24 protein-coding genes and 1 pseudogene are annotated in these 25268 nt (G+C 65.8%); 6 read left to right on the forward strand and 19 right to left on the reverse strand.

Annotation, left to right across the window (positions count from 1 at the left end; genetic code table 11):
* Positions 1–71 precede the first annotated feature (71 nt).
* Both O0881_RS06115 and O0881_RS06120 read left to right on the forward strand, forming a co-directional pair.
* Positions 72–368, forward strand: a complete 297-nt coding sequence (locus O0881_RS06115) for a helix-turn-helix transcriptional regulator (RefSeq protein WP_289910587.1) — start codon at positions 72–74, stop codon at positions 366–368.
* A 68-nt stretch (positions 369–436) separates the two neighbouring features.
* Complete coding sequence (locus O0881_RS06120; protein ID WP_099667401.1) at positions 437–1501, forward strand: alkene reductase; 1065 nt, start codon at positions 437–439, stop codon at positions 1499–1501.
* Positions 1502–1655: 154 nt separating this feature from the next.
* Here O0881_RS06120 and O0881_RS06125 read toward each other — a convergent pair whose 3' ends face one another.
* The gene (locus tag O0881_RS06125) at positions 1656–1877 is read right to left on the reverse strand and encodes a hypothetical protein (protein WP_077406246.1); all 222 of its coding nucleotides are present in this window, start codon (positions 1875–1877) and stop codon (positions 1656–1658) included.
* 249 nt (positions 1878–2126) lie between these two features.
* Here O0881_RS06125 and O0881_RS06130 point away from each other — a divergent pair, with 249 nt between their 5' ends.
* On the forward strand, positions 2127–2738 hold the full coding sequence (locus tag O0881_RS06130) for a 1-acyl-sn-glycerol-3-phosphate acyltransferase (RefSeq protein WP_099667400.1): 612 nt from the start codon (positions 2127–2129) through the stop codon (positions 2736–2738).
* Here O0881_RS06130 and O0881_RS06135 read toward each other — a convergent pair.
* The 11 genes from O0881_RS06135 to O0881_RS06185 all read right to left on the reverse strand — a co-directional run bounded on the left by O0881_RS06135 (position 2735) and on the right by O0881_RS06185 (position 16260).
* Positions 2735–3295 carry a HupE/UreJ family protein gene (locus tag O0881_RS06135; RefSeq protein ID WP_289910588.1) on the reverse strand — a complete coding sequence of 187 codons (561 nt, stop codon included), beginning with the start codon at positions 3293–3295 and terminating at the stop codon, positions 2735–2737. The genes O0881_RS06130 and O0881_RS06135 overlap by 4 nt on opposite strands.
* The gene (gene ureG / locus O0881_RS06140) at positions 3292–3930 is read right to left on the reverse strand and encodes an urease accessory protein UreG (protein ID WP_289910589.1); all 639 of its coding nucleotides are present in this window, start codon (positions 3928–3930) and stop codon (positions 3292–3294) included. The genes O0881_RS06135 and ureG overlap by 4 nt, the downstream gene beginning before the upstream one ends.
* Positions 3931–3953: 23 nt before the next feature.
* Positions 3954–4634: an urease accessory protein UreF gene (locus tag O0881_RS06145; protein ID WP_289911461.1), complete on the reverse strand. Its 681-nt coding sequence runs from the start codon at positions 4632–4634 to the stop codon at positions 3954–3956.
* Positions 4634–5167: an urease accessory protein UreE gene (gene ureE, locus O0881_RS06150; RefSeq protein WP_289904505.1), complete on the reverse strand. Its 534-nt coding sequence runs from the start codon at positions 5165–5167 to the stop codon at positions 4634–4636. Before ureE ends, O0881_RS06145 begins: the two co-directional genes overlap by 1 nt.
* A 13-nt stretch (positions 5168–5180) precedes the next feature.
* A complete protein-coding gene (ureC, locus tag O0881_RS06155) occupies positions 5181–6881 on the reverse strand; it encodes an urease subunit alpha (protein ID WP_289910590.1) in 1701 nt (566 codons plus the stop codon).
* A 1-nt stretch (position 6882) separates the two neighbouring features.
* The gene (locus tag O0881_RS06160) at positions 6883–7212 is read right to left on the reverse strand and encodes an urease subunit beta (protein WP_251348197.1); all 330 of its coding nucleotides are present in this window, start codon (positions 7210–7212) and stop codon (positions 6883–6885) included.
* A gap of 94 nt (positions 7213–7306) precedes the next feature.
* Positions 7307–7609 (reverse strand): urease subunit gamma, encoded by a 303-nt coding sequence (locus O0881_RS06165; protein WP_034751936.1) that lies wholly within the window; start codon positions 7607–7609, stop codon positions 7307–7309.
* Between the two features lie 25 nt (positions 7610–7634).
* Positions 7635–8501 (reverse strand): urease accessory protein UreD, encoded by an 867-nt coding sequence (locus tag O0881_RS06170; RefSeq protein WP_289910591.1) that lies wholly within the window; start codon positions 8499–8501, stop codon positions 7635–7637.
* Positions 8502–8637: 136 nt separating this feature from the next.
* A complete protein-coding gene (locus tag O0881_RS06175; protein WP_289910592.1) occupies positions 8638–10860 on the reverse strand; it encodes an EAL domain-containing protein in 2223 nt (740 codons plus the stop codon).
* A gap of 175 nt (positions 10861–11035) precedes the next feature.
* Positions 11036–13201 (reverse strand): ATP-binding protein, encoded by a 2166-nt coding sequence (locus tag O0881_RS06180; RefSeq protein ID WP_289910593.1) that lies wholly within the window; start codon positions 13199–13201, stop codon positions 11036–11038.
* Entirely contained in the window at positions 13198–16260 is a 3063-nt protein-coding gene (locus tag O0881_RS06185; protein ID WP_289910594.1) for a PAS domain-containing hybrid sensor histidine kinase/response regulator, read from the reverse strand. The genes O0881_RS06180 and O0881_RS06185 overlap by 4 nt, the downstream gene beginning before the upstream one ends.
* A 260-nt stretch (positions 16261–16520) precedes the next feature.
* Here O0881_RS06185 and O0881_RS06190 point away from each other — a divergent pair, with 260 nt between their 5' ends.
* Positions 16521–17000, forward strand: a complete 480-nt coding sequence (locus O0881_RS06190; protein ID WP_289910595.1) for a GNAT family N-acetyltransferase — start codon at positions 16521–16523, stop codon at positions 16998–17000.
* A gap of 4 nt (positions 17001–17004) precedes the next feature.
* On the opposite strand, the gene O0881_RS06195 is transcribed toward O0881_RS06190, so the two are convergent.
* The 6 genes from O0881_RS06195 to O0881_RS06220 form a co-directional block, all read right to left on the reverse strand.
* Positions 17005–17172 carry a hypothetical protein gene (locus O0881_RS06195; RefSeq protein ID WP_289904496.1) on the reverse strand — a complete coding sequence of 56 codons (168 nt, stop codon included), beginning with the start codon at positions 17170–17172 and terminating at the stop codon, positions 17005–17007.
* Entirely contained in the window at positions 17165–17542 is a 378-nt protein-coding gene (locus O0881_RS06200) for a DUF2750 domain-containing protein (protein WP_289910596.1), read from the reverse strand. Before O0881_RS06200 ends, O0881_RS06195 begins: the two co-directional genes overlap by 8 nt.
* The gene (locus O0881_RS06205) at positions 17532–17804 is read right to left on the reverse strand and encodes a hypothetical protein (protein ID WP_289910597.1); all 273 of its coding nucleotides are present in this window, start codon (positions 17802–17804) and stop codon (positions 17532–17534) included. The genes O0881_RS06200 and O0881_RS06205 overlap by 11 nt, the downstream gene beginning before the upstream one ends.
* A gap of 1 nt (position 17805) precedes the next feature.
* Complete coding sequence (locus O0881_RS06210; protein WP_289910598.1) at positions 17806–18195, reverse strand: Imm1 family immunity protein; 390 nt, start codon at positions 18193–18195, stop codon at positions 17806–17808.
* The gene (sulP, locus tag O0881_RS06215) at positions 18192–19844 is read right to left on the reverse strand and encodes a sulfate permease (protein WP_289910599.1); all 1653 of its coding nucleotides are present in this window, start codon (positions 19842–19844) and stop codon (positions 18192–18194) included. The genes O0881_RS06210 and sulP overlap by 4 nt, the downstream gene beginning before the upstream one ends.
* Before the next feature lie 67 nt (positions 19845–19911).
* Complete coding sequence (locus tag O0881_RS06220) at positions 19912–20493, reverse strand: TetR/AcrR family transcriptional regulator (protein ID WP_289910601.1); 582 nt, start codon at positions 20491–20493, stop codon at positions 19912–19914.
* A 127-nt stretch (positions 20494–20620) separates the two neighbouring features.
* On the opposite strand from O0881_RS06220, the gene O0881_RS06225 reads away from it, so the two are divergent.
* Together O0881_RS06225 and O0881_RS06230 are read left to right on the forward strand one after the other, a co-directional pair.
* The gene (locus O0881_RS06225; protein ID WP_289910602.1) at positions 20621–21610 is read left to right on the forward strand and encodes an SDR family oxidoreductase; all 990 of its coding nucleotides are present in this window, start codon (positions 20621–20623) and stop codon (positions 21608–21610) included.
* Positions 21611–21765: 155 nt separating this feature from the next.
* Positions 21766–24084 (forward strand): PAS domain S-box protein, encoded by a 2319-nt coding sequence (locus O0881_RS06230; protein ID WP_289910603.1) that lies wholly within the window; start codon positions 21766–21768, stop codon positions 24082–24084.
* Here O0881_RS06230 and ligD read toward each other — a convergent pair.
* Positions 24068–24961: pseudogene (gene ligD / locus O0881_RS06235) on the reverse strand (non-homologous end-joining DNA ligase); the annotation flags it as partial. The gene O0881_RS06230 and the pseudogene ligD sit on opposite strands and share 17 nt — an antisense overlap.
* Positions 24962–25268: the final 307 nt, after the last annotated feature.

The raw sequence follows: 25268 nt of genomic DNA on the forward strand, positions 1-25268 counted from the left end.
ACGATATTAGAATTGAACAACTACGATATATACATCGCTGAAAAGCGAATTGTATGTTCAGGAGAAACAATATGGATATCGACGCCATCCACAAGGCGCTGGCCAATCCGGTGCGCCGGCAGATTCTGCAATGGCTCAAGGAGCCGGAACAGCATTTCCAGGAGCAGGACCACCCGCTGCACCTGGGCGTGTGCGCCGGCCTGATCGACCGCCGCCTGAACCTGTCGCAATCGACGGTCTCGGCGCACCTGGCCAGCTTGCAAAAGGCGGGCCTGATTTCCGCAACCAAGGTGGGCCAATGGATTTTCTTCAGCCGCAACGAAGCCACCATCCAGGCCTTTCTCGATCACATGCAGCAAGGTTTGTAAGCACAGCTTTCATCTCGATCACTCCGTCTCAACGCCGCTCGACCGGCCCCAACAAGGAAATGATAATCATGGCAACTTTATTCGACCCCATCACCATTGGCAGTCTGCAACTGAAAAACCGCATCATCATGGCGCCGCTGACGCGTTCGCGCGCCGGCAATCCGGGCCGCGTGCCCAACGCCCTGATGGCCGAGTACTACACGCAGCGCGCCTCGGCCGGCATGATCATCTCGGAAGCGACGGCCGTCACGCCGCAGGGCGTGGGCTACGCCGACACGCCGGGCATCTGGTCCGAGGAACAGGTGGAAGGCTGGAAACACATCACCCGGGCCGTGCATGACGCTGGCGGCCTGATCGTGCTGCAGCTGTGGCATGTGGGCCGCATTTCCGCCCCCGTCTTCCTCGATGGCGACTTGCCCGTGGCGCCCAGCGCCGTCAAGCCGGCCGGCCACGTCAGCCTGGTGCGTCCGAAACAGGAGTTCGTCACGCCGCGCGCGCTCGATACGGAAGAAATTCCCGGCATCGTGGCAGCCTACCGCCTGGGCGCCGAAAATGCGAAAAAAGCGGGTTTCGACGGCGTGGAAATCCATGGCGCCAATGGTTATTTGCTCGACCAGTTCCTGCAAGACAGCACCAACTTGCGCACCGACAACTACGGCGGTTCGATTGAAAACCGCGCCCGTTTGATGCTGGAAGTGACGGACGCGTGCATCGAAGTCTGGGGCGCCGACAAGGTAGGCATGCATCTGGCGCCGCGCCGCGATGCGCACGACATGGGCGACTCGGACCCGCGCGCCACCTTCGGCTACGTGGCACGCGAGCTGGGCAAGCGCGGCATCGCTTTCATCTGCGCCCGCGAAGCGCTGGGCGAAGACCGCCTGGGCCCGTACCTGAAGCAGGAATTCGGCGGCGTGTACATCGCCAACGAAAAAATGGACAAGGCGGCGGCCGAAGCCCTGCTGGCCAAGGGCGAAGCCGATGCCGTCGCCTTTGGCCTGTGGTTCATCGCCAACCCCGACCTGCCCACCCGCCTGCACAGCGACGCACCCTTGAATCCGCTGAACCCGGACACCCTGTACGCTCCGGACGCTGCCGGCTACACGGACTACCCGGCGCTGGCGGCACAAGCCTGAACGGCAAGCTGAGCGGCACCCTGAAAGCACCCTGAGCGGCACTGCGCCGCCCATTCCCCCTGGCGGTGGACGCGACGATACCAACGCACTGACTGCGTGACGATCGCCGCGTCCGCCGCTTTTTTATTGACGCCGCCGCGCCGTTCCCTCACCTTCAGCGCCATCGGCGCCGTGCCGGCCGGGCCGGACGGCGCGCCTGCACGCTGCTGAAGACGCGGCGTATCACCTCGACCGGTACCGCGTGCTCGCGCAAATACGCTGTCGCCACCGTCCGCCCCAGTGCGTGGTGAAAAGCAACGCCCCGCTCGACGAGCTCGGCCATCACCTTATCCGTTCGCACATTCTCCCCATTCACCTCGTCGATGCTGTTTTTCATGCCATGGCTCCCTGTCGGGTGGATCAACACTGCATGAGGTTTTGACCACATTGTGCGCATTTAGTGCCCGACACGGAGGTCAAGCATCGTTAAAATAGCAGCAGCAACGGCCCCGACACCGCATGAATAGCGGCCTCGGCTGCTTGTCGCCATCGCCAGCCCCGTATAGAATGCCTGCGCAGAATTTTGCTTCAAGGAAAATGGCCACCAGCGCCATCCCATTAAGAACAGTGTCACTGAAGGGTATCAATGGACGATTTATTTGTACAAGCGGGCGACTTGCCGACCTGGCACCAGCGTTGCGCGCTGCGCGTGCTGCACCTGTTTGGCTGGCGCATGCGCTTCCGTCCCCTGCCGGGGCCGCGCGGCATCGCCGTCGTCTACCCGCACACGTCCAACTGGGATTTCATGGTGGGCCTGTTCGGCAAATGGGCGCTGTCGCTGCCTTTCCGCTGGCTGGCCAAGGATTCCCTGTTCCGCGGCCCCATGGGCAAGGTGCTGCGCTACTTGGGCGGCGAACCCGTCGACCGCAGCACCACCAGCGGCACCATTCAGCGCCAGGCCGAACGCATGCTGGCGGCCGACTGGTATTGGCTGGCGATCACGCCGGAAGCGACGCGCAGCTACCGTCCGAACTGGAAAAGCGGCTTTTATCACCTGGCCGTGGCGGCCAAGGTACCGCTGTTGCTGGTGTATATCGACTACCCGAACAAGGTGCTGGGCGTCGTCGACCATTTATATTTGACGGGCGACAAGGATGCCGACATGGCCGCCATTGCCGCCGTGTATGCGGGCCACCAGGGCTTGCACCCGGAAAAGGCGGCGCCCATCGTGCTGTCGGAGCGCCGTCCCGGTTCTTAATTCAGTCCCATCAACACCACGCCGGCAGCCGTCAAGGCCACGCCGGCCAGGCGCAGCATGCGCTCGGCCAATACCTGGCCCATGAAACGTCCCGCCCCCAGCAAGACAGCCGAGGCCAGCATGAAGCCGCACGCAGCCGAGGCGGCCGGCAATTCCTGGCCATGCGCATTGCCATGCGCCAAGGCAAACACGCCCACCATGCCCATGCCGAGCCAGTTCGGCAAGGCCAGCGCCAGCGCGATGGCCAGCCCCACCAGCGCCACCGTGGCGGCGATGCCCGTTTCCAGCCCCGGCACCGTCAATCCCACCATGCCGGCCAGCGCGCCCAGCAGCATCATGCCGAGAAAAGTGGCGGGCTGGGCCAGGCCGCCGCGCTGCGGGCCGCCCCAGATGCCCACGCCCAGCATGGCCAGCAAATGGTCGATGCCCGTGAACGGATGGGCGAAACCGGCCAGGAAGCCGGCGTTCTCGCCATGACCGGGATGGGCCATGGCGGGCAAGGCCAGCAGGCACAGCGCCGCCACGGCGGCCGTTTTCTTCATCAGTCTTGCGCTCATTGCAACTCCTTGCCTTGTTGATCGAGCAAACCTTGCTCGCGGATAAAATCGATAACGATCTGCACGCCGTCGCCGCTGCGCAGGTTGGTGAACACGAAGGGACGCTCGCCGCGCATGCGTTTGGCGTCCTGCGCCATGATGTCCAGGTTGGCGCCCACGTAGGGCGCCAGATCCGTCTTGTTGATGATCAGCAAATCGGAACGCGTGATGCCGGGCCCGCCCTTGCGCGGGATCTTTTCGCCGCCAGCCACGTCGATCACGTAAATCGTCAAGTCCGACAATTCCGGGCTGAAGGTGGCCGCCAGGTTATCGCCGCCCGATTCGACCAGGATCAAGTCGAGATTCGGAAAGTCTGCTTGCATGCGCGCAATGGCTTCCAGGTTGATCGACGCATCTTCGCGGATGGCCGTGTGCGGGCAGCCGCCCGTTTCCACACCCATCAGGCGCTCGGCCGGCAAGGCATCGGCGCGCAGCAGGATTTCCATGTCTTCCTTGGTATAGATGTCGTTCGTGATGACGGCCATGTCGTAGCGCTCGCGCATGCCCTTGCACAGCATTTCGCACAGGGCCGTCTTGCCCGAGCCGACGGGGCCGCCGATGCCTACGCGCAGGGGGTTTGAGGTAATCGATGTCATGTTGTAGTCTCTCGTGGTAGTGTTCAGGAGCGGTACAGCCGGCTGTACTGCACTTCGTGCCGCATCGACAGCAGCGACAGGCCAGGCGCCCAGTTGCCCATCTCGTCGTCTTGCAAGGTTTGCGCCGTCAGGGCCGCCGCTTCCAGGTCGGGCCGCAGCGACAGCAGCAGCCGCTGGCCCGCCACCTGCCCCAGCGGCACGGATTTCACGCAGACAAGCACCTGGTTTTCCGCCCACGCGAACAGCATGGCCAGCAGCGCCTCTTCGCGCGGAATGGCCAGCGCCGCCACGGCGCACGCATACGCCGTGGGCAGGGCTACCTCCGGCTGGCCCTGCAGCATGTCTATCAGCACGCCGTCGGCCACGCCCAGCTCGGCCAGCAATTTGGTCAGCGAATATCCCATCTGGATGGTTTCGGCGCGAAATTCCGCCGTGTCGCGCGAGGCGATGAATCGCTCGCTCCAGCACTGCACGGCGTGCAGATCCTGCGCCTCGAAGGCTTGCATCAAGCGCCAGCACAGGGGCGCCTCCCAGCGCGCCACCACCTGGGCCAGATGCTGGGCGATCCATTCGCGCGCCGTGGCCGCATCCGTCACCAGGTTTGACTCCAGCGCCGCTTCCAGCCCCTGCGAATAGCTGTAGGCGCCGATCGGCAAGGCCGGGCTGGCGAACTGCAGCAAATGCAGCAGGGCCGACGCCTGCATCATGCGGCGCCTGGCGCGCCCGGCGTATCACCGGGGCGGTGGATCTTTTGCCGCAGCGGCACGGGTGCCAGCAAATGCTGGCCGTGGCCGTCGTGGTGGCCATGGCCGCCGCCATACGCGCCCGCCTCCGGCTCGAACGGCGCGCTTTCTTCCGTCACAGTCGCTTGCAAGCCTTCCAGCATCTCCTTGAGCACCACGTCCTTGCGGATGCGCAAAAAGCCGTCGCCCACCTGCGCCTGCGTGTGGCGGTTCCCAAGGTGGAAGGCGCAGCGCAGCAAGGTATGCGCATCCGCACACTGCACCAGATAGGTCGGTTCGCGCGCGGCGACGATCTGCACCACCGTTCCTTCCGGCCCCGTCATGCGTTCGCCGTCGCGCAGCACCGTGCCGCGCACGGTGAACACGGCGACATCCTCGCCATTCGACAGCACGGCGCGCAGCCGGCATTTTTCGCGCTGGTCGTAGGGCAGCACCAGTTGGGCGACGGCGGCGCGATGGTCGTCAGCCGTCAGTTTGGTATGCAAAGTGAGCATGCTTGTCTCCCGCCTAAAATAGAAAATAACGCTGCGCCATCGGCAGCACGGATGCCGCCTCGCACACGAGCAGCTGGCCGTCGGCGCGCACGGCGTAGGTTTCCGGGTCCACTTCCATGTGCGGCGTGGCGCTGTTGTGGACCATGTCGTGCTTGCGCAAGCCGCGCATGTTCTTCACGGCGATGACGGATTTATTGAGTTTGAGCTGGTGGCCGATATCGAGCTCGTAGGCCGCCTGCGAGACAAACGTAAACGACTTTTTCAGGCCGCCGCCGAAGGCGCCGAACATCATGCGGTAGTGCACGGGCTGGGGCGTGGGAATCGAGGCGTTCGGGTCGCCCATCTGCGCGGCCGCGATCATGCCGCCTTTTAAGATCATCGATGGCTTGACGCCGAAGAAGGCCGGCTTCCACAGCACGATGTCGGCGATCTTGCCCGCCTCGATCGAGCCCACCACGTGCGAAATGCCATGCGTGATGGCCGGGTTGATCGTGTACTTGGCGATATAGCGCTTGGCGCGGAAATTGTCGCTGCGCGCCGTGTCGGGCGCCAGCGCGCCCCGCTGCACCTTCATCTTGTGCGCCGTCTGCCAGGTGCGCATGATCACTTCGCCGACCCGCCCCATGGCTTGCGAGTCGGACGACATCATCGAGATGGCGCCGATATCGTGCAGGATGTCTTCGGCGGCGATGGTTTCGCGGCGGATGCGCGACTCGGCGAACGCCACGTCTTCGGCGATGGCCGGGTCCAGGTGGTGGCACACCATCAGCATGTCCAGGTGCTCGTCGAGCGTGTTGACGGTGAACGGGCGCGTGGGGTTGGTCGACGAGGGCAGCACGTTGGCTTGCCCGACGGCGGCGATGATGTCGGGCGCATGGCCGCCGCCCGCCCCTTCCGTGTGAAACGTGTGGATGGTGCGGTCCTTGAAGGCCGCCAAGGTGTGTTCCAGGAAGCCGCCCTCGTTGAGGGTATCGCTGTGCAGCGCCACCTGGATATCCATGCGGTCGGCCACGGACAGGCAATTGTCGATGGCGGCCGGCGTGCTGCCCCAGTCTTCGTGCAGTTTCAAGCCGATGGCGCCCGCGCGCACCTGCTCTTCCAGGGGCAGCGGCAAGCTGACGTTCCCTTTTCCCATGAAGCCCAGGTTCATCGGGAAGGCGTCGGCGGCGGCCAGCATGGCGTGCAGATGCCACGGCCCCGGCGTGCAGGTGGTGGCGGCCGTGCCCACGGCCGGCCCCGTGCCGCCGCCCAGCATGGTGGTCACGCCGCTCATCAGCGCTTCCTCGATCTGCTGCGGGCAGATGAAGTGGATGTGCGTGTCGACGCCGCCGGCCGTGACGATCATGCCTTCGCCGGCGATGATTTCCGTCGCACCGCCGATGGGGAGCGTGACGCCGGGCTGGATGTCGGGATTGCCCGCCTTGCCGATGCCGAAGATCAGGCCGTTTTTCAAGCCGATATCCGCCTTCACGATGCCCCAGTGGTCGAGGATGACGGCATTCGTGATGACGGTGTCCATCACCTCGGCCGCGCAGCGCTGCGACTGGCCCATGCCGTCGCGGATCACCTTGCCGCCGCCGAATTTCACCTCTTCGCCGTAGATCGCGTAGTCATGCTCGATCTCGATGAACAGTTCCGTGTCGGCCAGGCGGATGCGGTCGCCCTTGGTGGGGCCGAACATTTCGGCATACGCGCTGCGGGGAATGCTGGCCATCTCAATCCTTTCCCGGTGGAGTGTCTTGCAGTTCACCCATCACTGCGCCATTGAAGCCGTAGACCTTGCGTTCGCCCGCCAGCGCCACCAGTTCCACCGTGCGCTGCTGGCCCGGTTCGAAGCGCACGGCCGTGCCGGCCGTGATATTGAGGCGCATGCCATAGGCGCGCCAGCGCTCGAAGGCCAGCGCCGGGTTGACTTCGAAAAAGTGGAAATGCGAGCCCACCTGGATCGGCCGGTCACCCCGGTTGGCCACCACCACGGTAGCCGTGGCGCGGCCCGCATTCAGGCTGATTTCGCCTTCTTCCAATTTGTATTCGCCTGGGGTCATGATATTTTCCTTCGTCAAAGCGCTCTACGCTGGCCGGCGGATCGCCGGCGCCACACAGGCACGGCGCGGATGGCGCCCTGCCATGCAATCAAAACTACGGTATCGGGTGGTGCACGGTCACCAGCTTGCTGCCATCGGGGAAGGTCGCTTCCACCTGGATATCGGGGATCATCTCGGCGATGCCGTCCATGACGTCGGCGCGCGACAGAATCTTCGTACCGTCCGACATCAGCTGCGCCACCGACTTGCCGTCGCGCGCGCCTTCCATGATGGCGGCACTGATCAGGGCCACCGCTTCCGGATAATTGAGCTTCAAGCCGCGCGCCAGGCGCCGTTCGGCCAGCAGCGCGGCCGTAAAAATGAGCAGCTTGTCTTTTTCGCGGGGAGTCAGGTCCATGGTTTTCCTTGCGTTTCTTTCCTGATTAAGTATTCCAGATGCGGGGCACGACGGCGTCGCGTCCCAGCATGGCGGGACGCAGCAGCTGCCAGGCGGCCAGCATGATGCGGCGCGCCGCCTCGCTGTCGCCGCACAGCAGGCGCACCACCACCAGCGCTTTCATGTGCGTGGCGCCAAACGCGGCGCCGGCCGGCACGGCGATCTCGCGCACGGCCGCCAGCACGGCGGGAGCAACGGGCATGCCGACGGCGATCAGGGTGGCGCACACCGTGTGGCCCCCCAGTCCCAGCGGGCTGACCATCAGGGCGCCGCCGGCGGCCAGCACGCCCTGCTCCCACCACAGCAGCTTGCCGCCGCGGCGTATCTGCACCTGCTGGCTGATGCTGCCCGTGTTGAACATTTCGCCCGAGGCGCTGCGGCCCAGGCAGACGATGTCGCAGCCGATGTAGCGGGCGTCCGGCGCCAGTTCCACCTCGTGGCGCAGGCGCACGCAAGCCTGGTCAAAGAAGATGCTTTCCTGCGGCAGCCACTCGATGGCGGCGCCGCTGCCGGCGCGCAGCACGAGGTGCTGGCCCGAGACATGGCCGTTCGCGCGGTACCACTTGGCGGCGCCCGGCGACGTGAGCAAGGCGTGCGCGCCCTCGCCCACCGTGGCGTCGACGGCCAGCTGGTCGCCGCCCACCACGCCGCCGGGCGGATGGATGATGATGGCGTGGCAGACGGCATCGCCTTCCGGATACAGGGGCTTTTGCACGCGCAGGGGGCCGCTGTGCGTGCGCTCGACGAGACGGCTGACGCCATCGTGCAGCGCAAAGCCCAGGCGCAAATGCGCCTGCCAGGCGCTGTGCGCGCTGGCGGCAGAAGGCGTTGCGAAATGTGGGCTATCTGGCATGCACTGCAATCGTGTAAATAACGATCTACAAAGCAGGATGCATGCCAGCGTCAGAGGGAAGAAACGTGAGAATCATGCACCGCATTGCGGCGCCCGCACCATATCAGTGCAGTTATCGTGCAGGCGCGGGGTGTGCTTATGCCGACACGGCTGCCGACGCCACCGTCAGCACACGCCGTTCGCGCAGCAGCGCCGTGAAGGCTTCCGCGGCCAGGGGGCGGCTGAAATAATAGCCCTGCATTTCGTCGCAGCCGTGTTCCGTCAAAAAATCCACCTGCTCGCGCGTTTCCACGCCTTCGGCGATGACGCGCATGTCCAGGTTATGCGCCAGCGAAATGACGGAACGGGCGATGGCCGCATCGCTGCTGCTGGTGGTGACGTCGTCGACGAACGATTTGTCGATCTTCAGCACGTCGATGGGGAAGCGTTTCAGGTAGCCGAGGCTGGAATAGCCGGTGCCGAAGTCGTCGAGCGAAATGCCCACGCCGATATCCTTCAGGCGCGTGAGGGCCGCCACCGCCTTGTCCGGGTCGCCCATCACCGTGCTTTCCGTGATTTCGATGCCCAGGCAGGCGGGCGCGATGGCGTATTTGCGCAAGGCCGCCTCGACGAACGGCACCGTGCGGTCTTGCGCGAACTGCTTGCCGGACAGGTTGACGGCCACCTTGATGCTGCCCAGGCCCGCGTCGTGCCAGGCGCGGATTTGCGCGCAGACGCTTTCGAGCACCCATTCGCCGATGGCCGTGATCGAGCCATATTCCTCGGCCAGCGCGATGAACAGGCCGGGCGGCACCTTGCCCAGCACCGGGTTATCCCAGCGCAGCAAGGCTTCCGCACCCAGCAAGGCGCCCGTGCGCAAGCACATCTGCGGCTGGTAGTGCACTTCGAATTCATCGCGGCCGATGGCGCCGCGCAGCTGCTGCTGCATCGCCAGGCGGGCGCGGATGTCGCTGCCCATGCGCTCCGTGAAGAAGGCGTAATGGTCGCGCCCCATTTCCTTGGCGCGCACGAGGGCCGTGTCGGCGTGGCGCAGCACGTCGTCGAGGCTGTCGCCGTCGGCCGGACACATGGCGATGCCGATGCTGGTCGTCAGCGCCAGGCGCTCGCCATCGACGCTGAGTTCCTCGCGCAAGCCGGCCAGGATAGTTTGCGCCAGCGCAAGCGTGCGCCCCAGCAGGGCATCGTCCTGCAGCAGGATCTGGAATTCGTCGCCGCCCTGGCGCACCACCGTGTCGCCTTCGCGCACGCAGCCGGACAGGAAACGCGCCACCACTTGCAGCGCCTTGTCGCCCACGGCCTGGCCGTGCGAATCGTTGATGTTCTTGAAGCGGTCCAGGTCCAGGCACATCAGCACCACCTGCTGGCCGTCGCGCAGAGCGTTCGCGCGCGCCTGTTCGAAGCGCTCGCGCAGCAGAACGCGGTTCGGCAAGCCCGTCAACGCGTCGTGGTAGGAGAGGAAATCGATCAGATGCTGCTCGGCCTTGCGCTCGCTGATGTCGAGGAAGACGCCGATGTAGTTGACGACGGCGCCGTCGGGCCCGTGCACGGTGGAGACGCTGAGCAGGCAGGGATAGGTGTCGCCGCTCCTGCGCCGCGTCTGCACCTCGCCCGACCAGCAGCCGCTGCTGCGCAAGCCCTGGCGCAGGGCCAGCAGCACCGCCTCGCCCGTGTATTCGGCGTGCAGGCGCAAAATGTCCGTGCCCACCACTTCCTGCGCCGCGTAGCCGGTGATGCGCGTAAAGGCGGGATTGGCCGTGACGATAACGCCGGCCGGATCGGTGATCAGGATGGCGTCCTGCGTCGCTTCGAAGACCTGGCCCGACAGGCGCAGCAATTCTTCATTGGCGCGGCGGATCTGCACTTCGCGCGCCAAGGTGCTGGCCACCTGCTCCAGTTCGGCCGTGCGTTCGGCCACGCGCCGTTCCAGGTTGGCGCGCTCCTGCGCCAGCTGCAGCTGCGCCCGCGCCAGGCGCACGTGGGCGTCCGTGCGGGCCAGGATTTCCTCGGCCTGGAAGGGTTTGGCGATGAAATCGACGGCACCCAGCGCGAAGCCGCGCACCTTGTCGTCCGTGTCGTACTGGGCCGACAGGAAGATCACCGGCACCTGGCGCAGGGACGGTATCTCCTTCAGGCGGCGGCACACTTCAAAGCCGTCGAGGCCGGGCATGCGCACGTCGAGCAGGATCAGCTCGGGCGGGCGCGCCTGGGCCGTCCACAGGGCCAGTTCGCCGTTCGGCGCCTGGCGCACCGCATAGCCGGCGCCGCCCAGCAAATCGCTCAACAGCTTCAGCGAAGCCGGCGTATCTTCAACGATCAGTACTTCGCCCTTCGAATTCACTTCCGAAAAATCGCGGTGCATGTAGCAGTTCTCTCAGCTTTGGATGAGGCGCGGCGATCCGTTGCCGCGCTGGACAAGACATTTCTTTGCGATGAACTACGTACTATCATCATAATCTTTATTGCAATTTAGCACCATCCATCGGCGGCACTTAGTCCGTCTTTTCAGCGAATCCGATGTTGTCAGCCCACACTTTTCAAGCGTGCGCCAGCGCGCCCTCATTCTCCAGCAAGTCGCACAGCTGACGGTATTGATGCTGGTCAAGCATCGCCTGCAGCGGCGCCAGCACGGGCGCGGCCGCCGGCGGCAAGGCGCCCAGCAACAGTGCCACCCTGGCCAGGTTCAATTCGCGCAGCGCCACCAGCAAGGCGGCGCGCTCTTCCCCGGCCAGCAGCAGCAAGTCTTGCGCCCGCAATGCCGGCGGCGCCTCGGGCGCCGGCGCCACGGGCAGCGGCACGGGCGCCGCCACGGGTGCCTCGGCCGCCTGCGCGGGTATGCTGAAACGGAAGGTGGCGCCCTGCCCCGGCATGGATTCCACCGTCAGTTCGCCTTTCATCAATTGCACGAATTCGCGCGAGATGGCCAGGCCCAGGCCCGTGCCATCCTTCGGTCCCGCGCTGTCGGCCTGCACGAAGGGCTCGAAGATGCGCTGCTGGTCTTCCGGGGCGATGCCGATGCCCGTGTCGCTGACGGCGAACGACAGGCGCCACGTGGCGTCATCGCGCCGCTCGCCGCGCACGCGCAAGGCGACCTCGCCGCCGCCGGCAAACTTGACGGCGTTCGACATCAGGTTCAGCAGCACCTGGCGCAAACGCGTCGCGTCGAGCAGCACGGCCGCCGGCACGTCGGCGCAATCGAGGCGCAAGGCCAGCCCCTGCTGCTCGGCGCGCATGCCCAGCATGTCCATCACTTCCTGCAGCAGGGGCGCCAGCGCCACCACGACCGTCTGCGCGTGCAGGCGCCCCGCCTCGCCCTTCGACAGTTCGAGGATTTCATTGATCAACGTCAATAAGTGATTGCCGGAGCGGTGGATGATGGCCAGGTTGCGCTTTTCATCGTCCTGCATGTTCGGCGAGGCGGCCATCAGGCGCGAAAAGCCGATCACGGAATTCAAGGGCGTGCGCAGTTCGTGGCTCATGTTCGCCAGGAAGGTGCTCTTGGCGCGGTTCGCCGCCTGCGCCTGGCTGACGGCCACCGACAGGGCGCTCGTGCGCTCGGCCACCAGTTCTTCCAGGTGATGGCGGTGGCGCAGCAGTTCCAGTTCGGCCTCGCGGTGCGCCGTGATGTCGTAGTTCGAACCCACCAGGCGCATGGGCCGCCCCTGCCCGTCGCGGAAGATCACGGCATCGGCCTTGATGTAGCGGATGGCGCCATCGGGCCACAGGATGCGGTACTCGTGCGTGAAGGCCTGGCCGGCGCCCAGCGCGGCGCGCAGGGCCTCCTTGGCGGCCGGCACGTCGTCCGGCATCAGCGCCGCGCGCCAGATCGCCGCCGGCGCCATGGTGCTGTCCGCATCGGCCTTGAACTGCGCATACATCTGCTCGTCCCACTGCAAGGCATCGTTGATGACATTCCAGTCCCAGATGCCGATGCTGGCCGCGCCGGTGGCCATCTGCACGCGCTCCTCGCTGCGCTGCAAGGCGCGGTAGCGGCTGTCGAGCAGCGCCACCATGTCGCGGATGGAACGGTACAGCGTGCGCAGCTCGCCCAGGAACCACGCTTTCGGCGGCGTGCCGGCCGCTTCGCTCTGCCCTGCCTGGACGCCGGCCGCATACTGGCCGATCGCCTTCAAGGGCTTGAGCATCAGACACCACATGAGCAGCCAGATGCTGGCCACCAGGATCACGTCGAGCGCCACGATCATGGCACCGATGCCCAGCGCGCGTTGCCGCAGCTGCGCGTGCAGCAGGGCCGGCGTCGCATACACGGCCACATTGCCGATGACTTGCCCGCCCATCGTCACGGGGCGCCGCTGCACCAGCCAGCCGGGTTCCGCGGACAGCGAGGAAAAACTGCCGATGGCGCCGGCCGCGGTGCGGCGCAGCACCAGCGCTTCCTTGCCGATGCCCGGCGTCAGGGAGCTGGCCACCAGATCGCGCTTGCCCAGCGTGCTGCGCATGATGGCCTGCATCTGCTTTTCATCGAGATTCCACAAGGGCAGTTCGATGGCCACGGCCAGCTGGTCCGCGCTCAGGGCCAGGCTGCGGTGCAGCTGCTGCCAGCGCTGCTCGCGTTCGGACTGGTAAAACAGCACGGCAAACACCAGCAGCAGCGCGGTGACGACAAAGGTCAGCGCCACGCTGACGGCCAGCACGATGGAGACGCCGCCCAGGCGCGCGCCCTTGGATGCGTGAACCGTCATGCGTCTTCGCCCTGCGGTTCGCTGGCCAGCTGCGCCAGCAAGGCGCACAGCGGCTGGTACTGATGCTGTTCCAGCATGGCGGCGATGTGCGCGGCCAGCTGCGGCAGGCTGGTCGCCACGCCGGCCAGCACGATGGCGCTGCGCCGCAAATCGAGGGCCCGAACGGATTCGAGCAGCGCCTGCCGTTCGGCCGCGCCCAGCTGGCCCAGCGCCTGCTGCAGGTCGAAGGCGGCCGCCGGCACGCGCGGCGGCGCGGCGGCGGTGCGCTGGAAGCGCACGCCCAGTTGCTGCTCCAGCATGGCGAACAGGTGTTCCTGTTCGATCGGCTTGCGCAGGAAGCCGTCGGCGCCGGCGGCCAGCGCCTCCTGCTTTTCTTCCTCGAAGGCGGAGGCGGTCATGATCACCAGGCGCGGCTGCACCAGCGCCGGCTGTGCGCGCAGCCAGCGCGTCAGCGCCAGGCCGTCCATGTCCGGCATGCGCCAGTCGCTGAGCACGATGTCGTAGCGCTGCGCCGCCAGCATGGCTTGCGCCTGCACGCCGCCCGCCGCCTCCTGCAGCTGGAAGCCCAGCGGCGCCAGCAAGCCGGCCAGCAGCTTGCGGCAGTTGTCGTCATCGTCGACCAGCAGCACCGTGCGCCCGCGCTGGCCCGCCGGCAGGCGCGCCACGCGGCCCGGCGCCAGCGGCGCGGCGGCAGGGCACTGCACGCAGGGGGCGCGCAAGTCGAAGTGGAACACGGAGCCGGCCCCCAAGGTCGACTCGACGCGCAGCTCGCCGCCCATCAGGCGCACGAATTCGCGTGAAATGGTCAGCCCCAGTCCCGTGCCGGCCTGCGCCACGGCGCTGTCGGCCTGCACGAACGGTTCGAAGATGCGTTCCAGGTCCTCTTGCGCGATGCCGCTGCCCGTATCGCGCACGGCAAACGCCAGCGCCACTTGCCCATCCTTGTCTGCCTGGCAGGCCAGCGACAGGGTCACGCTGCCCTGCTCGATGAACTTGAGCGCATTCGACAGCAAATTGAGCAGCACCTGGCGCAGCTTGGCGCCGTCGAGGCGCACCAGCGGCGGCACGCCGGAACGCTCCAGCCGCAGCGCGATGCCCTGGTCGCCGGAGCGCATGCGCACCATCTCGAGCACCTCGTCGAGCAAGCCGTTCAAGTCCACGGGCCCCGCTTGCAGCTGCATGCGGCCCGCCTCGATTTTCGACAATTCCAGAATATCGTTGATCAAGGTCAACAAATGATGGCCGGCGCGGTTGATGATGGCCAGGTTATGCTTTTCTTCCTCGAACATGCTGCTCGAATCGGCCATCATCTGCGAAAAGCCGATCACGGAATTCAAGGGCGTGCGCAATTCGTGGCTCATGTTGGCCAGGAAGACGCTTTTCGCGCGGTTCGCCGATTCGGCCTCGGTGACGGCCACCGACAGGGCCGCCGTGCGTTGCTGCACCAGCTCTTCTAGGTGGTCGCGGTAGCCGAGCAGTTCCTGCTCGCTGTGCTTGCGCTCGGAAATGTCGACGATGCCGCTGCGCACCAGGCGCCGCCCTTCCATCGGCAAGCGCACCAGCCGCACTTCGCAGGGAAAGATGCTGCCGTCGGCGCGCCGCACATTGCGCTCGACCAGGATGGGTTCCCCCAGCATGGCGCGGCGCAGATGCTCTTCCATCATCAGTCCCAGCGGCAGGCCATCGGGCTGCTCGCCCGTGTACAGGTCGAACGGCCCGCGCGCCAGCAGCGCCTCGCGCGACATCCCCAGCATGCGCTGCGCGCTGCTGTTGGCGTCGATGAAGCGGTCCAGGTCCAGGTCATACACGACGATGGCTTCGGGCGCATGCTCGACGAGGATGCGGAAGCGCTGCTCGCTTTCGCGCGCATCGCTCTCGGCGCGGCGCAGGCGGCGGCGCTGCAGCAGCAAGGCGCTCAGCATGCACGCCATGGCGAGAAATACGGCGCCGGCCGACAGCACGGCGACGCGGTGCTCGTGCCACAGCTGCGGCGGACGGTTGAAGAACAGGGTGTGCGGCGGCAGCCGGCTGATATCGGCATCCCAGCGCTGCAGCTGTTCCCAGTCATACATGGGCACCGGATGCGCCGGCGGCAGCAAGGCGCCCGGCGCGGCAGGCGCCTTGCCGGCCAACACGGCCAGCGACATCTGCGCCACCTGCTGCGCGGCCCGCTCGATGTGCAGGATGGAGCCGCCCAGGATACCCTTGCCGACCGTCGCGTTATACATGCCAAAGGCGGGCACATTGGCCAGCCGCGCCAGCTGGGCGGCAAACTGCACCGGCGTGGCGATATTGCCGTCCACGTCGCGGTTGACATTGCCCGCCACCAGCAGCGTATCGGCGGGCAAGCGCGCCACGGCCGCGCGCATCTGTTCCAGGGTCAGGTCATCGAGGTAGCGCATGGTCACCTTGCCCTGCCACGCCTGCGCCGCCTGCTGCATGTTGCGCTTCAGGGCCTGGTCGGCCTCGCTGGCGCCGACGGCCATGACGATGGTCTTGGTCTCCGGGAACAGCGCCATGGCTTGCGCCAGCGTGCCGGCAAAATCGACGTTCGCCTTTTGCTGCCAGATGGAAGACGGACTGCCGGCCGGCAAGGCCTTGCCCGAGGTATTGATCGCCAGCACGGGCACGCCGCGCGCCAGCGGCGCCAGGTCCGACAGCAACAAATCGAGCGCCGGCTGCTGCATGGCGATGATCAGGTCGGCCTTGCGGCCCATCATCTTGGTGTATCTTAAAAGCAACAAATCGCGCATCTCATTGCGCAGCGCCGGGTCGCCCTGGGTATTCAGGTTCAGGTGCTCGACCATGATGTCTTCGCTGGCCAGGCCCGCGGCGGCCATGGCGGCCACATAGGTGCGCGTGTACGATTCCACGCCGGCGCGGCCGTAATCGTAAGCGTTGAGAAACAGCACGCGCTGCCCCTGGTGCAGCGCCGCCGAGGCCGGCGTCGCGGCCGGCACGGCGGCAGGGGCCGCGGCAACACAGCATACCAGCAGCAATGCGCAGCCACAGCGGCGCACCGCTGCCCTGCCCAGCCCGCCGCCAGGCAACTCACGCATCCTTCGCCATGCCCATGCTCACCCCCGCCTGTCACCATGTTTCAACTATGCGCTGACTGCTCAGCCACCGACACTTACAAAAACATGATAACGTCAACTGCAGGGGCAAGTCTATTCCTTAGGGCAATCTTTTGGTGATTGCCATGTCTTTCTATATGACCCAGGCGCCGCCGGTCATCTGCTGGCTGAGCGCGGCATGAACTCTTGCTGGCGCCATGCAAGCCATTGCGCTAGCATGGTCTTTTGCCCGGAAAGCGTCCATGACCATCACCCTGCGCCCCGCCCTTGATTCCGACATCGACGCCCTGTGGGCCCTGCGCACGGTGGCCGTGCGCGTCAGTTGCGCCACGCATTATGCGCCGGAGCAAATTACTGCGTGGACGGCTACGCCTGTGCCGCCGGCGTATGCCGCCATGCTGGCCGCGGGTGGCGGCGTCGTGGCGATGCAGGGAGAAGCCATTGCCGGCTACGCCATGCTCGATGCGGACAAGCAGGAAGTGGAGGCAGTGTTCGTCGATCCGGCGCGTGCGGGACTCGGCATCGGCAAGCGGCTGCTGGCGGCGCTGGAGCAGCTGGCGCGCGGGCACGACATCACATGCCTGCACCTGTCCGCGTCGCTGAACGCCGTACCGTTTTACCGGGCCGCAGGGTTTATTTCCTTGCGCGAGGAAGCGTATGCGCACCCCAGCGGCATCAGCCTGGCCAGCGTGGCGATGGAAAAGGCGCTGGCGGCCGCCTGAGCCTTCAGTCCTGGCCGGCTTCGGACTCGGCCAGGCATTGCTGCAGTTTCGCGATCAGCGCGCGCACTTCATCGCCGCCCAGGTCCAGCGGGTCGCCTTGCGCGCCGACGGCGATCAGGCAGATGGCCGAGCCGTCATACCAGGCGTCCAGGCGCTCTTCCTGATTATTCATATTGTCTGGCTTCCTCTCGCAGGTCGGCCAGCAAGTCGCCCGGCGCCGCGATGCTGGCGCTGCCTTGCGGCACGGGAAACACGAAAGCCAACTGTTTATTCTCCGCCATGCCGGGCAGCCATTTAGCCAGAAAATCATCGAGCCCGATGGCGCGCGCCTGGAAATGTTCCCAGTCGCCGCTGGCGCACGCTTGCGCGAATGCCGCTTCCGGCCAGAACGGTATCGCCACCTTGCCGTCAAGCTGCGCCGTGGCCCAGCCGTCATGGTGCAAACCCCACACTTCTTGCGTATCGGCCACCTTGCGCACAAAGTAGGCATGACGCTCGGCGGACGGCAGCCCCGCCACCTGCTTGAACTTGTCAGGATGCATGCTCGCCTCCTGCCTCGTCCCATACCCGCAGCTGCGGCGTGCACCAGCCCGTCACCATGTCGAGGGCGTCCAGTATCACGTCTTCCAGCGGCCCTTCCTGAGTGGCGGGGCGCAGTTCCTGCAGCAAGGCGGCCACTTGCTGCGCCGTCACGCCGCTGGCGCGGTAGCGCAGCAGGATGGCGTGCAGCGTCAATAACCCCGCCCTGGCGTCCAGCGCGGCCAGCAAGTCCTTGTCGATGTCGGCGATGATGGTTTGCGGCATGTCAATCGGCCTCCCACGCGATGGCGGCCGGCCGCGCGCCGCCTGTCCTGAAAAACGCAGCGAAGGCGTGCTGGCATTCTTCCACCTCCACGCACCACGCTTCCGGATACTCGTCCACCTGGCCATTGGCCAGCAGGTAGCTGCAGGCGCCGTCCGCCTCCTCGTCGCCCAGCGAGTGAAAACTCAGGTCGTCCTGTCCCGACAGATACATCAGCCAGGCATTTCCGCCATTGCGCAGCATGCACAGGGCCGGGCCCTGTTCCGCATCCGTGGCCAGGGTCAGCCACAGTTCGCACTGGGCCAGCGCGCGCGCCTCCTGCAGCGCCTGTTCCAGCGCAGCGATGGTGTCAACGGCGCGCGGTTCGCCATGCAGATTCAATTCCATCGTCATGCCGGTTCTCCACTCTTTTTCCCGCTCAAATCGTTCGTCGCCAGGGCCGTGCTCAGGTACAGCTTGCCGCTCAAGTCTTTCAATAAACTGCTCTGGCGCAGGCGGTCCATCACGGGGCCCTTCACTTCGGCCAGGTTCAGGCTGATGCCGCGCTTGGCCAGCGCGCTGTTGAGTTCGATCAAGCCCAGCAAGGCCGTGCTGTCGATCTGGTTGACGGCTGACAACACCAGCACCAGGTGGCGCGCCGTCGGGTGGCCGCGCAATTCGTCTTCCACCCTCTCCGTCACGGCCTCGACATTGCCGAAGAACAAGCCCGCATCTATGCGCAACAGCAAGACGTCCGGCAGAGTTTGCGCTTCATAGCGCTCCACGTTGCGGAAGTGCTCACTGTTCGGGATACGCCCCAGCACGGCGATGTGCGGGCGGCTGGCGCGCCAGATCAGGGTGCCCATCGACAACAGCACGCCGATCACCACGCCTGCTTCCACGCCCAGCACCAGCACGCCGGCCGTCGTCGCCAGCAGGGCCAGCGCATCGCTGCGGTCGTAGCGCCACGACAGTTTCAAGGTATCCCAGTCCAGCAGGCTGGACACGGCAAAGATGATGGTGGCCGCCAGCACGGGCAGCGGCAGCAGGGCCAGCCATCCCGTGGGCGCCACCAGCGCCAGCGCCAGCAAGCCGGCCGTGATGATGCTGGCCAGCGGCGTGTTGGCGCCCGCCTGGAAATTGACGGCCGAGCGCGAAATCGATCCCGTGACGGGAAAGCCGCCCGACAGCGCGCTGGCCACGTTGGCCGCGCCCAGGCCCAGCAGTTCGCGGTTGGTATGCAGCTTTTCGCCCCGTTTTTGCGCCAGGGTCTGGGCGGCGGACATGCTCATCAGGAAGATGATGAAGGCGATCAGCAGCGCGGGCGACAGCAAGGTGCGCCAATGGGCGCCGGAGGTGGCCAGGTTCAGGCCCGGCAAGCCGCTGGGCACGTGGCCCGTCGTCTGCACGCCCATCGCTTCCAGGCCGCCATAGGCGACGAGCGCGATGCCGGCCAGCACCAGCGCCATCGGCGCCAGGCGCGCGCCCACGTCGGCCGCCACCGGGTTCAGACCGCAGCGCAGCAGCAGGCGCGACGCGTACCGCTTGGCCAGCCACAGGAACAGCAGGCCGGACAATCCAAGTACCAGGCTCGGCGTGTGCCAATGGGGCCAGGTAGCGCCCAGGAGCGGCGTGATCTGGCCCCAGATGATCAATATCGCGGCGCCATTGCTGAAACCGCTGATCACGGGGCGCGACAGGAAACTGGCCATGAAGCCCAGGCGCAGCACGCCGCACAGCAGCAGGACGAGGCCGCTGATGAAGGCCAGTTGGGCGGCCAGCACGATATACAGGGAGGAGCCGGGGTCGGCCAGCGGCGCCAGGGCGGCGGCCGTCATCAGGGAAACGATGGCCATGGGACCCACCGATTGCGTCATGCTGCTGCCGAACAGGGCGTACAGCACGGGCGGCAGGATGCTGGCGTAGATGCCCACCACGGGCGGCAAGCCGGCTACCAGTGCGTAAGCCATGCCTTGCGGCACCATCATCATGGCGACCACGATACCGGCGGTGATGTCTCCGGCCAACAGAGGACGCCGGTATTGCCTGAGCCAGAGCAGCATGAATGATCCCGAAATCTGAAAACCGAAGCCTATCATGCGACGAGGCCGGCTGACAGGGGGCACGGGATCAGTCTTGCAGCAATTGCGCCTTCACGGCGTCAAGGATTTCCCCCGACAGGGACTCGTCATCGACGGAACGGGCCAGCACCATGGCGCCCACCATGGCGGCAAACGTGGCGATGGCCTGCTGGCGTCGCCGCTCCTGCGTGCAATCCGGCGCGCCGTCAGGCAGCAAGCCCTGCAGCAAGGCGAACTGCTGCTGCGTGGCCTGGGTAAACGCGGGACGCGCGCCGGGCGACATGCGCGCCACGTCGACGCCCATGGCTGCCGCCGGGCAGCCGCCGCCGGGCTGGTCGCGGTGTTTCGGGGTGAGGTAGTTGTCGATAATCGCCGGCAGCGCCCGCTGCGGGTCGCTGGCGACCTTGGCCCGCCAGCCTTCCAGCGACTTATTCAGGGCATGCTGGCACGCCTCGATCATCAAGTCTTCCTTGGACGCGAAATGGCCATAGAAGCCGCCATGCGTGAGGCCCGCGTTCTTCATCAGGTCGGCCACGCCGATGCCGTCGTAACCCTTTTCGCGGAACAATCTTGCCGCCACCTCCACGATGCGCTCGCGGTTCAGCGCCGCCTGCTCCCTGCTCACTTTCATGCTGCCCTCCCACATTTATGTCAACCATCATATAACTTTGCGCCCGTTTGCGCCACTCTGTTAGCAAGCGCACCGTGCGATGCGGGTGCCGCGCCGATACTGGATAGTCGTTTCCAGGGAGGCCAGCATGAACGAGAACAAGGATCAGTCTGCCGGCAATTTGCAGCGCAGCATCCAGCAGGAGCAAGATCAGAAAGATAAACAGCCCGATGCCGCCAGGCAAGACAAACGCGACAGCAAATCCCCTGTGCAGACGGGGAGCCGCAGCCAGCCGGCGCCTCCCCTGCCCGCCCAGCACCTGGACAAGCCGGGCGTCGAAGGACAGATGCAGCTGCAACCTCGTTTCCTGGCCCCCGACTACTGCGGCAGCGGCAAGTTGGCCGGCATGGTGGCCATCGTCACGGGCGGCGATTCGGGCATCGGCCGCGCCGTAGCCGTGCTGTATGCGCGCGAAGGGGCCGATGTCGCCATCATTTACCTGAACGAACACGCGGACGCCCACGAAACCAAGCGCTACGTGGAAGCGGAAGGCCAGAGCTGCCTGTTGATTGCCGGCGACGTGCGCGACCAGGGCTTTTGCCAGCAAGCCGTCAGCCAGGTACTGGACAAGTTCAGCCATATCGACGTGCTGGTCAATAACGCCGCCTTCCAGGAACACGCCGAATCGCTGCTGGAGCTGAGCGAGGAACGCTTCGACCTCACCATGAAAACCAATGTCTACGGCTACTTTCACATGGCCAAGGCCGTGCTGCCCCACTTGCAGCGCGGTGCGTCCATCATCAACACGGGCTCCGTGACGGGCTTGCGCGGCTCGAAGCACTTGCTCGACTATTCCACCACCAAGGGCGCCATCCACGCATTTACCATGGCGCTGGCCGGCAATTTGCTGGACAAGGGCATCCGCGTCAACGCCATCGCACCCGGCCCCGTGTGGACGCCGCTCAACCCGGCCGACAAGTCGCCCGAGGACATCCGGCAATTCGGCGCGGACACAGACATGCGCCGCCCGGCCCAGCCCGAGGAACTGTCGCCCGCCTACGTCTTCCTGGCCTCGCCCGCCTGTTCCAGCTACATCAGCGGCATCGTCCTGCCCGTCACCGGCAGCGCAGGGGATTGAGCGATGGCGCACGGGAACTTGCGCAAGACGGCCTGAACCATGCACCCGCTGCGGGCGCATCGCCAGGAAGATAAATGCATTGACTTTGAGCAGGCTTCTCGCTACGTTATGCACACAGCCTGCCACCCGGCAAGCCCTGTCATGCGTGCGGAAAAATGGATGCCGAGTTAGATCAGCTTATCCTCAGCGGCGCCCCTGGCGGCGTTGTCATCACGAGCGAAGACCATGTCGTCGTACGCTGGACGGCCGGGGCGCAGCGCATTTTCGGCTATGCCAGCGACGAAACGCTGGGCCGCACGCTGTGGGAACTGATCTCGCTGCCGGGACAGGCCGAGGCAGGCCCGCTGATCGCCGAACAGCTGGCCCTGCACGGCAGCTACGACCGCGAATCGCTGCGGCGGCGCAAGGATGGCGAACTCATCTACGTCGACGTGGCTTGCCAAGCCGTGCAAACCGCGCCGGACGGCCCCCGCTACCTGATTTCCACCATGAAGGACACGACCTTGCTGAAGGCGGCGCGCGACGCCCAGTTCGTCGACGTGCGCTACCGCGTGCTGTTCGAATCGACGCCGGACAGCGTCATCATGGTCAATGCGACGGGCGCCATCGTGCTGGCCAACCAGCAGGCGCAACACCTGTTCGGCTATGAAGAAGGCGAATTGAGCGGCAGGCAAATCGATAGCCTGCTGCCGCAGCGCCTGCGCCATGCCCACGTGGGGCACCGCGCGCGCTATTTCGACCAGCCGCGCACGCGCACCATGGGCGCCGACCTGGAATTGCTGGGCTTGCGCAAGGACAACGTCGAATTCCCCGTGGAAATCAGCCTGTCGCCCATCCAGACGGAAATCGGCACCTTCGTCATCAGCGCCATCCGCGATGTCAGCGACCGCCGCCGGGCCGAGCAGAAGTTCCGCGGCTTGCTCGAATCGGCGCCGGACGCCATCGTCATCGTCAACGGCGATGGCGAGATCGTGCTCGTCAACTCGCAAACGGAACGCCTGTTCGGCTACTCGCGCGCGGAGTTGCTCGGGCGCAATGTGGAAGTGCTGATCCCGGCCCGCTACGCGACCGACCATCCGCGCCACCGCCAGGCCTTTTCCACGGCGCCGCGCGCCCGCTCCATGGGCGCGGGCCTGGAACTGTACGGCTTGCGCCGCGATGGCACCGAGTTTCCCGTCGAAATCAGCCTGTCGCCCCTGGAAACGGAGGAAGGCATGCTGGTCTCGTCGGCCATCCGCGACATCACGGAGCGCAAGCGCATCGAGCGCACGCTGAACGAACAGAAAATCGAGCTGGAACGGGCCAGCCAGGCGAAGGACCGCTTTCTCACCAGCATGTCGCATGAATTGCGCACGCCGCTGAACGCCATCCTCGGTTTCGCCCAGCTGCTGGCCAATGAAGCCCTGCCCGCGACCGCGCTGCAAAAGCGCACCTTCGTGCAAAACATCGTCACCTCGGGCCGCCACCTGCTCACCCTGATCAATGAAATCCTCGACCTGGCGAAGATCGAATCAGGCAGCCTGAGCCTGTCGATGGAAGCGGTGACGCTGCCCGCGCTGATCGAGGAAGTGCGCGTGATGGTGGAAGAACAGGCGCAGCAGCGCCAGATTCACCTGGTGTTTCCGGCCTGCGAGGCGCTGACGCTCAGGGCCGACCATACGCGCCTCAAGCAAGTGCTGCTGAACCTGCTGTCAAACGCCATCAAGTACAACCGTCCGGCCGGCAAGGTGGAGCTGGAAGTCTCGCAGCCCGAAGCACAACGCGTGCGCATCGCCATCCGCGACACGGGCAAGGGACTGGACGATGCGCAGATGGCCGAGCTGTTCCAGCCGTTTAACCGCCTGGGACAGGAGGCGGGCAGCGAGGAAGGCACGGGCATCGGCCTGGTCGTCACCAAGCGCCTGGTCGAGCTGATGGGCGGCAACATGGGCGTGCACAGCTGCCTCGGCGTGGGCAGCGTGTTCTGGATCGAACTCGATACGATGGCTGCGCCGCCCGCCGGGCAGGCGGAAACGGAATGCCTGCCCGTAGCCGCCGGCGATGCCGTCGACGCCGGGGACGATGCCGGCGGCCAGGCGCTGCTGCTGTACGTGGAAGACAATCCGGCCAGCCTGCGCCTGGTGGAAGACATCGTCAGCTTCCTGCCCCACCTGTGCTTGATCTCAGCCACCGATGCGCGCCAGGGCATCGCGCTGGCGCTGGAACGCCGCCCCGACGTGATCTTGATGGATATCAACCTGCCCGGCATGAATGGAAACCAGGCGCAGCGCATCCTGCGCAACGATACGCGCACGGCGCACATCCCCGTCATCGCCTTGACGGCGAATGCCATGAAGGGCGATATCCGGCATGGCCTGGCCGCGGGGTTTTTCCGCTACCTGACCAAGCCCGTCGAAATCACCCTGCTCAATGCGGCCATCGAGGAAGCGCTGCAGCTGGCGCGCGCCGTCCTGCCGTTCAGGCAAGAGGACTGAAGGCCAGCTTTTTCATCGCCGCATCGAGTCCCTTCGCGCTGCGCGCATAACCATCCCACGGCGCGTTGCCCACGTCGAGACGGCTGTGGACATTGCCCACGGTCCATTGGTCGCCCGCTTTCAGCTGGTCGAGTTCCTCCCAGGCCAGCGGCACGGAGATGCCCAGCCCGGAACGCGTGCGGGCCGACCAGGCGCACACGGTGGTGGCGCCCCGGCCATTGCGCAGATAATCGATGAAAATCTTGCCGACCCGGTTGGCGGGACCGCTCTTGACGACAAAACGCGTCGGGATGTGCTGCGCCATGTGCGCCACGATGGCTTGCGAAAACGCCTTCACCGTCTCCCAGTCGTGTTGTGGGCGGATCGGCACGACCACGTGCAGCCCCTTGCCGCCGCTGGTTTTCAGGAACGCGGGCAAGCCCAGCTGCGTCAAAAAGGCCCGCAGCAGCACGGCCGCTTCCCGGATGGCTGGCCAGGCCACGCCCTTGCCCGGGTCCAGGTCGAACACCAGGCGGTTCGGCGTGTCGTAGGCGCTGGCCAGCGCATTTTGCGTGTGGAATTCCACCACATTCCACTGCGCCGCCGCCAGCAAGCCTTGCAGGCTGTCCACTGCCAGCGTGGGCGGGTGTCCGGGGTCCAGCCGGGCATCGAGCTGTTTGACGCCTGGCATGGCCGACGACTCCGCATGTTTCTGGAAAAACAGCTCGCCGCCCACGCCGGACGGCGCGCGCACGAGCGACACGGGCCGGCCGCGCAGGTGCACGAGCATCAGCCTGCCCACCAGCGCGTAATAGCGCACCAGGTCGATCTTCCTGGCGCCGCTGTCCCTGTCGATCACCCGGTCCGCATGGCTGACCCTGAAACTGGCCGGCAAGGCGCCGTCCGGCGTGGAGGTGTTCTGCATCGTCTTCTCCCTGTCGATCGGGCCGCCGCCGGTGTCGAATTCCTGGCGCAGCCCGCATTTGAGCTTGACACCGTCCCCGGAACGGCGCGTGGCCTTGAGTCTAGGCCGCCGCGGCACCTGGCGCGGTACGCCAGCTAACAGAGCGCCCGCCCCGGCAAATGTAAGTGTTTGTAATTAGATCAAATCGTTGTCAACGCGATTGCCGTGCGGCGCGTTTTTGGCTCAGTGACAGGGGAAATGCATCTCCTGAACTACAACCCCACTTCTCGAGGAACTGCAC

The sequence above is a fragment of the Janthinobacterium sp. SUN100 genome, from assembly GCF_030397705.1.
Taxonomy (GTDB): domain Bacteria; phylum Pseudomonadota; class Gammaproteobacteria; order Burkholderiales; family Burkholderiaceae_D; genus Janthinobacterium; species Janthinobacterium kumbetense.

Coding starts and splice junctions, on each gene's coding strand:
- O0881_RS06165 (WP_034751936.1), bottom strand. CDS start 7,609: ATGGACCTGACTCCCCGCGAAAAAGACAAGCTGCTCATTTTTACGGCC.
- O0881_RS06125 (WP_077406246.1), bottom strand. CDS start 1,877: ATGAAAAACAGCATCGACGAGGTGAATGGGGAGAATGTGCGAACGGAT.
- O0881_RS06185 (WP_289910594.1), bottom strand. CDS start 16,260: ATGCGTGAGTTGCCTGGCGGCGGGCTGGGCAGGGCAGCGGTGCGCCGC.
- O0881_RS06160 (WP_251348197.1), bottom strand. CDS start 7,212: ATGACCCCAGGCGAATACAAATTGGAAGAAGGCGAAATCAGCCTGAAT.
- O0881_RS06145 (WP_289911461.1), bottom strand. CDS start 4,634: ATGCAGGCGTCGGCCCTGCTGCATTTGCTGCAGTTCGCCAGCCCGGCC.
- sulP (WP_289910599.1), bottom strand. CDS start 19,844: ATGCTGCTCTGGCTCAGGCAATACCGGCGTCCTCTGTTGGCCGGAGAC.
- O0881_RS06200 (WP_289910596.1), bottom strand. CDS start 17,542: ATGCATCCTGACAAGTTCAAGCAGGTGGCGGGGCTGCCGTCCGCCGAG.
- O0881_RS06210 (WP_289910598.1), bottom strand. CDS start 18,195: ATGACGATGGAATTGAATCTGCATGGCGAACCGCGCGCCGTTGACACC.
- ureC (WP_289910590.1), bottom strand. CDS start 6,881: ATGGCCAGCATTCCCCGCAGCGCGTATGCCGAAATGTTCGGCCCCACC.
- O0881_RS06225 (WP_289910602.1), top strand. CDS start 20,621: ATGAACGAGAACAAGGATCAGTCTGCCGGCAATTTGCAGCGCAGCATC.
- O0881_RS06175 (WP_289910592.1), bottom strand. CDS start 10,860: ATGCACCGCGATTTTTCGGAAGTGAATTCGAAGGGCGAAGTACTGATC.
- O0881_RS06230 (WP_289910603.1), top strand. CDS start 21,766: ATGGATGCCGAGTTAGATCAGCTTATCCTCAGCGGCGCCCCTGGCGGC.
- ureE (WP_289904505.1), bottom strand. CDS start 5,167: ATGCTCACTTTGCATACCAAACTGACGGCTGACGACCATCGCGCCGCC.
- O0881_RS06120 (WP_099667401.1), top strand. CDS start 437: ATGGCAACTTTATTCGACCCCATCACCATTGGCAGTCTGCAACTGAAA.
- O0881_RS06130 (WP_099667400.1), top strand. CDS start 2,127: ATGGACGATTTATTTGTACAAGCGGGCGACTTGCCGACCTGGCACCAG.
- O0881_RS06180 (WP_289910593.1), bottom strand. CDS start 13,201: ATGACGGTTCACGCATCCAAGGGCGCGCGCCTGGGCGGCGTCTCCATC.
- O0881_RS06170 (WP_289910591.1), bottom strand. CDS start 8,501: ATGCCAGATAGCCCACATTTCGCAACGCCTTCTGCCGCCAGCGCGCAC.
- O0881_RS06195 (WP_289904496.1), bottom strand. CDS start 17,172: ATGAATAATCAGGAAGAGCGCCTGGACGCCTGGTATGACGGCTCGGCC.
- O0881_RS06190 (WP_289910595.1), top strand. CDS start 16,521: ATGACCATCACCCTGCGCCCCGCCCTTGATTCCGACATCGACGCCCTG.
- O0881_RS06115 (WP_289910587.1), top strand. CDS start 72: ATGGATATCGACGCCATCCACAAGGCGCTGGCCAATCCGGTGCGCCGG.
- O0881_RS06220 (WP_289910601.1), bottom strand. CDS start 20,493: ATGAAAGTGAGCAGGGAGCAGGCGGCGCTGAACCGCGAGCGCATCGTG.
- O0881_RS06135 (WP_289910588.1), bottom strand. CDS start 3,295: ATGAGCGCAAGACTGATGAAGAAAACGGCCGCCGTGGCGGCGCTGTGC.
- O0881_RS06205 (WP_289910597.1), bottom strand. CDS start 17,804: ATGCCGCAAACCATCATCGCCGACATCGACAAGGACTTGCTGGCCGCG.
- ureG (WP_289910589.1), bottom strand. CDS start 3,930: ATGACATCGATTACCTCAAACCCCCTGCGCGTAGGCATCGGCGGCCCC.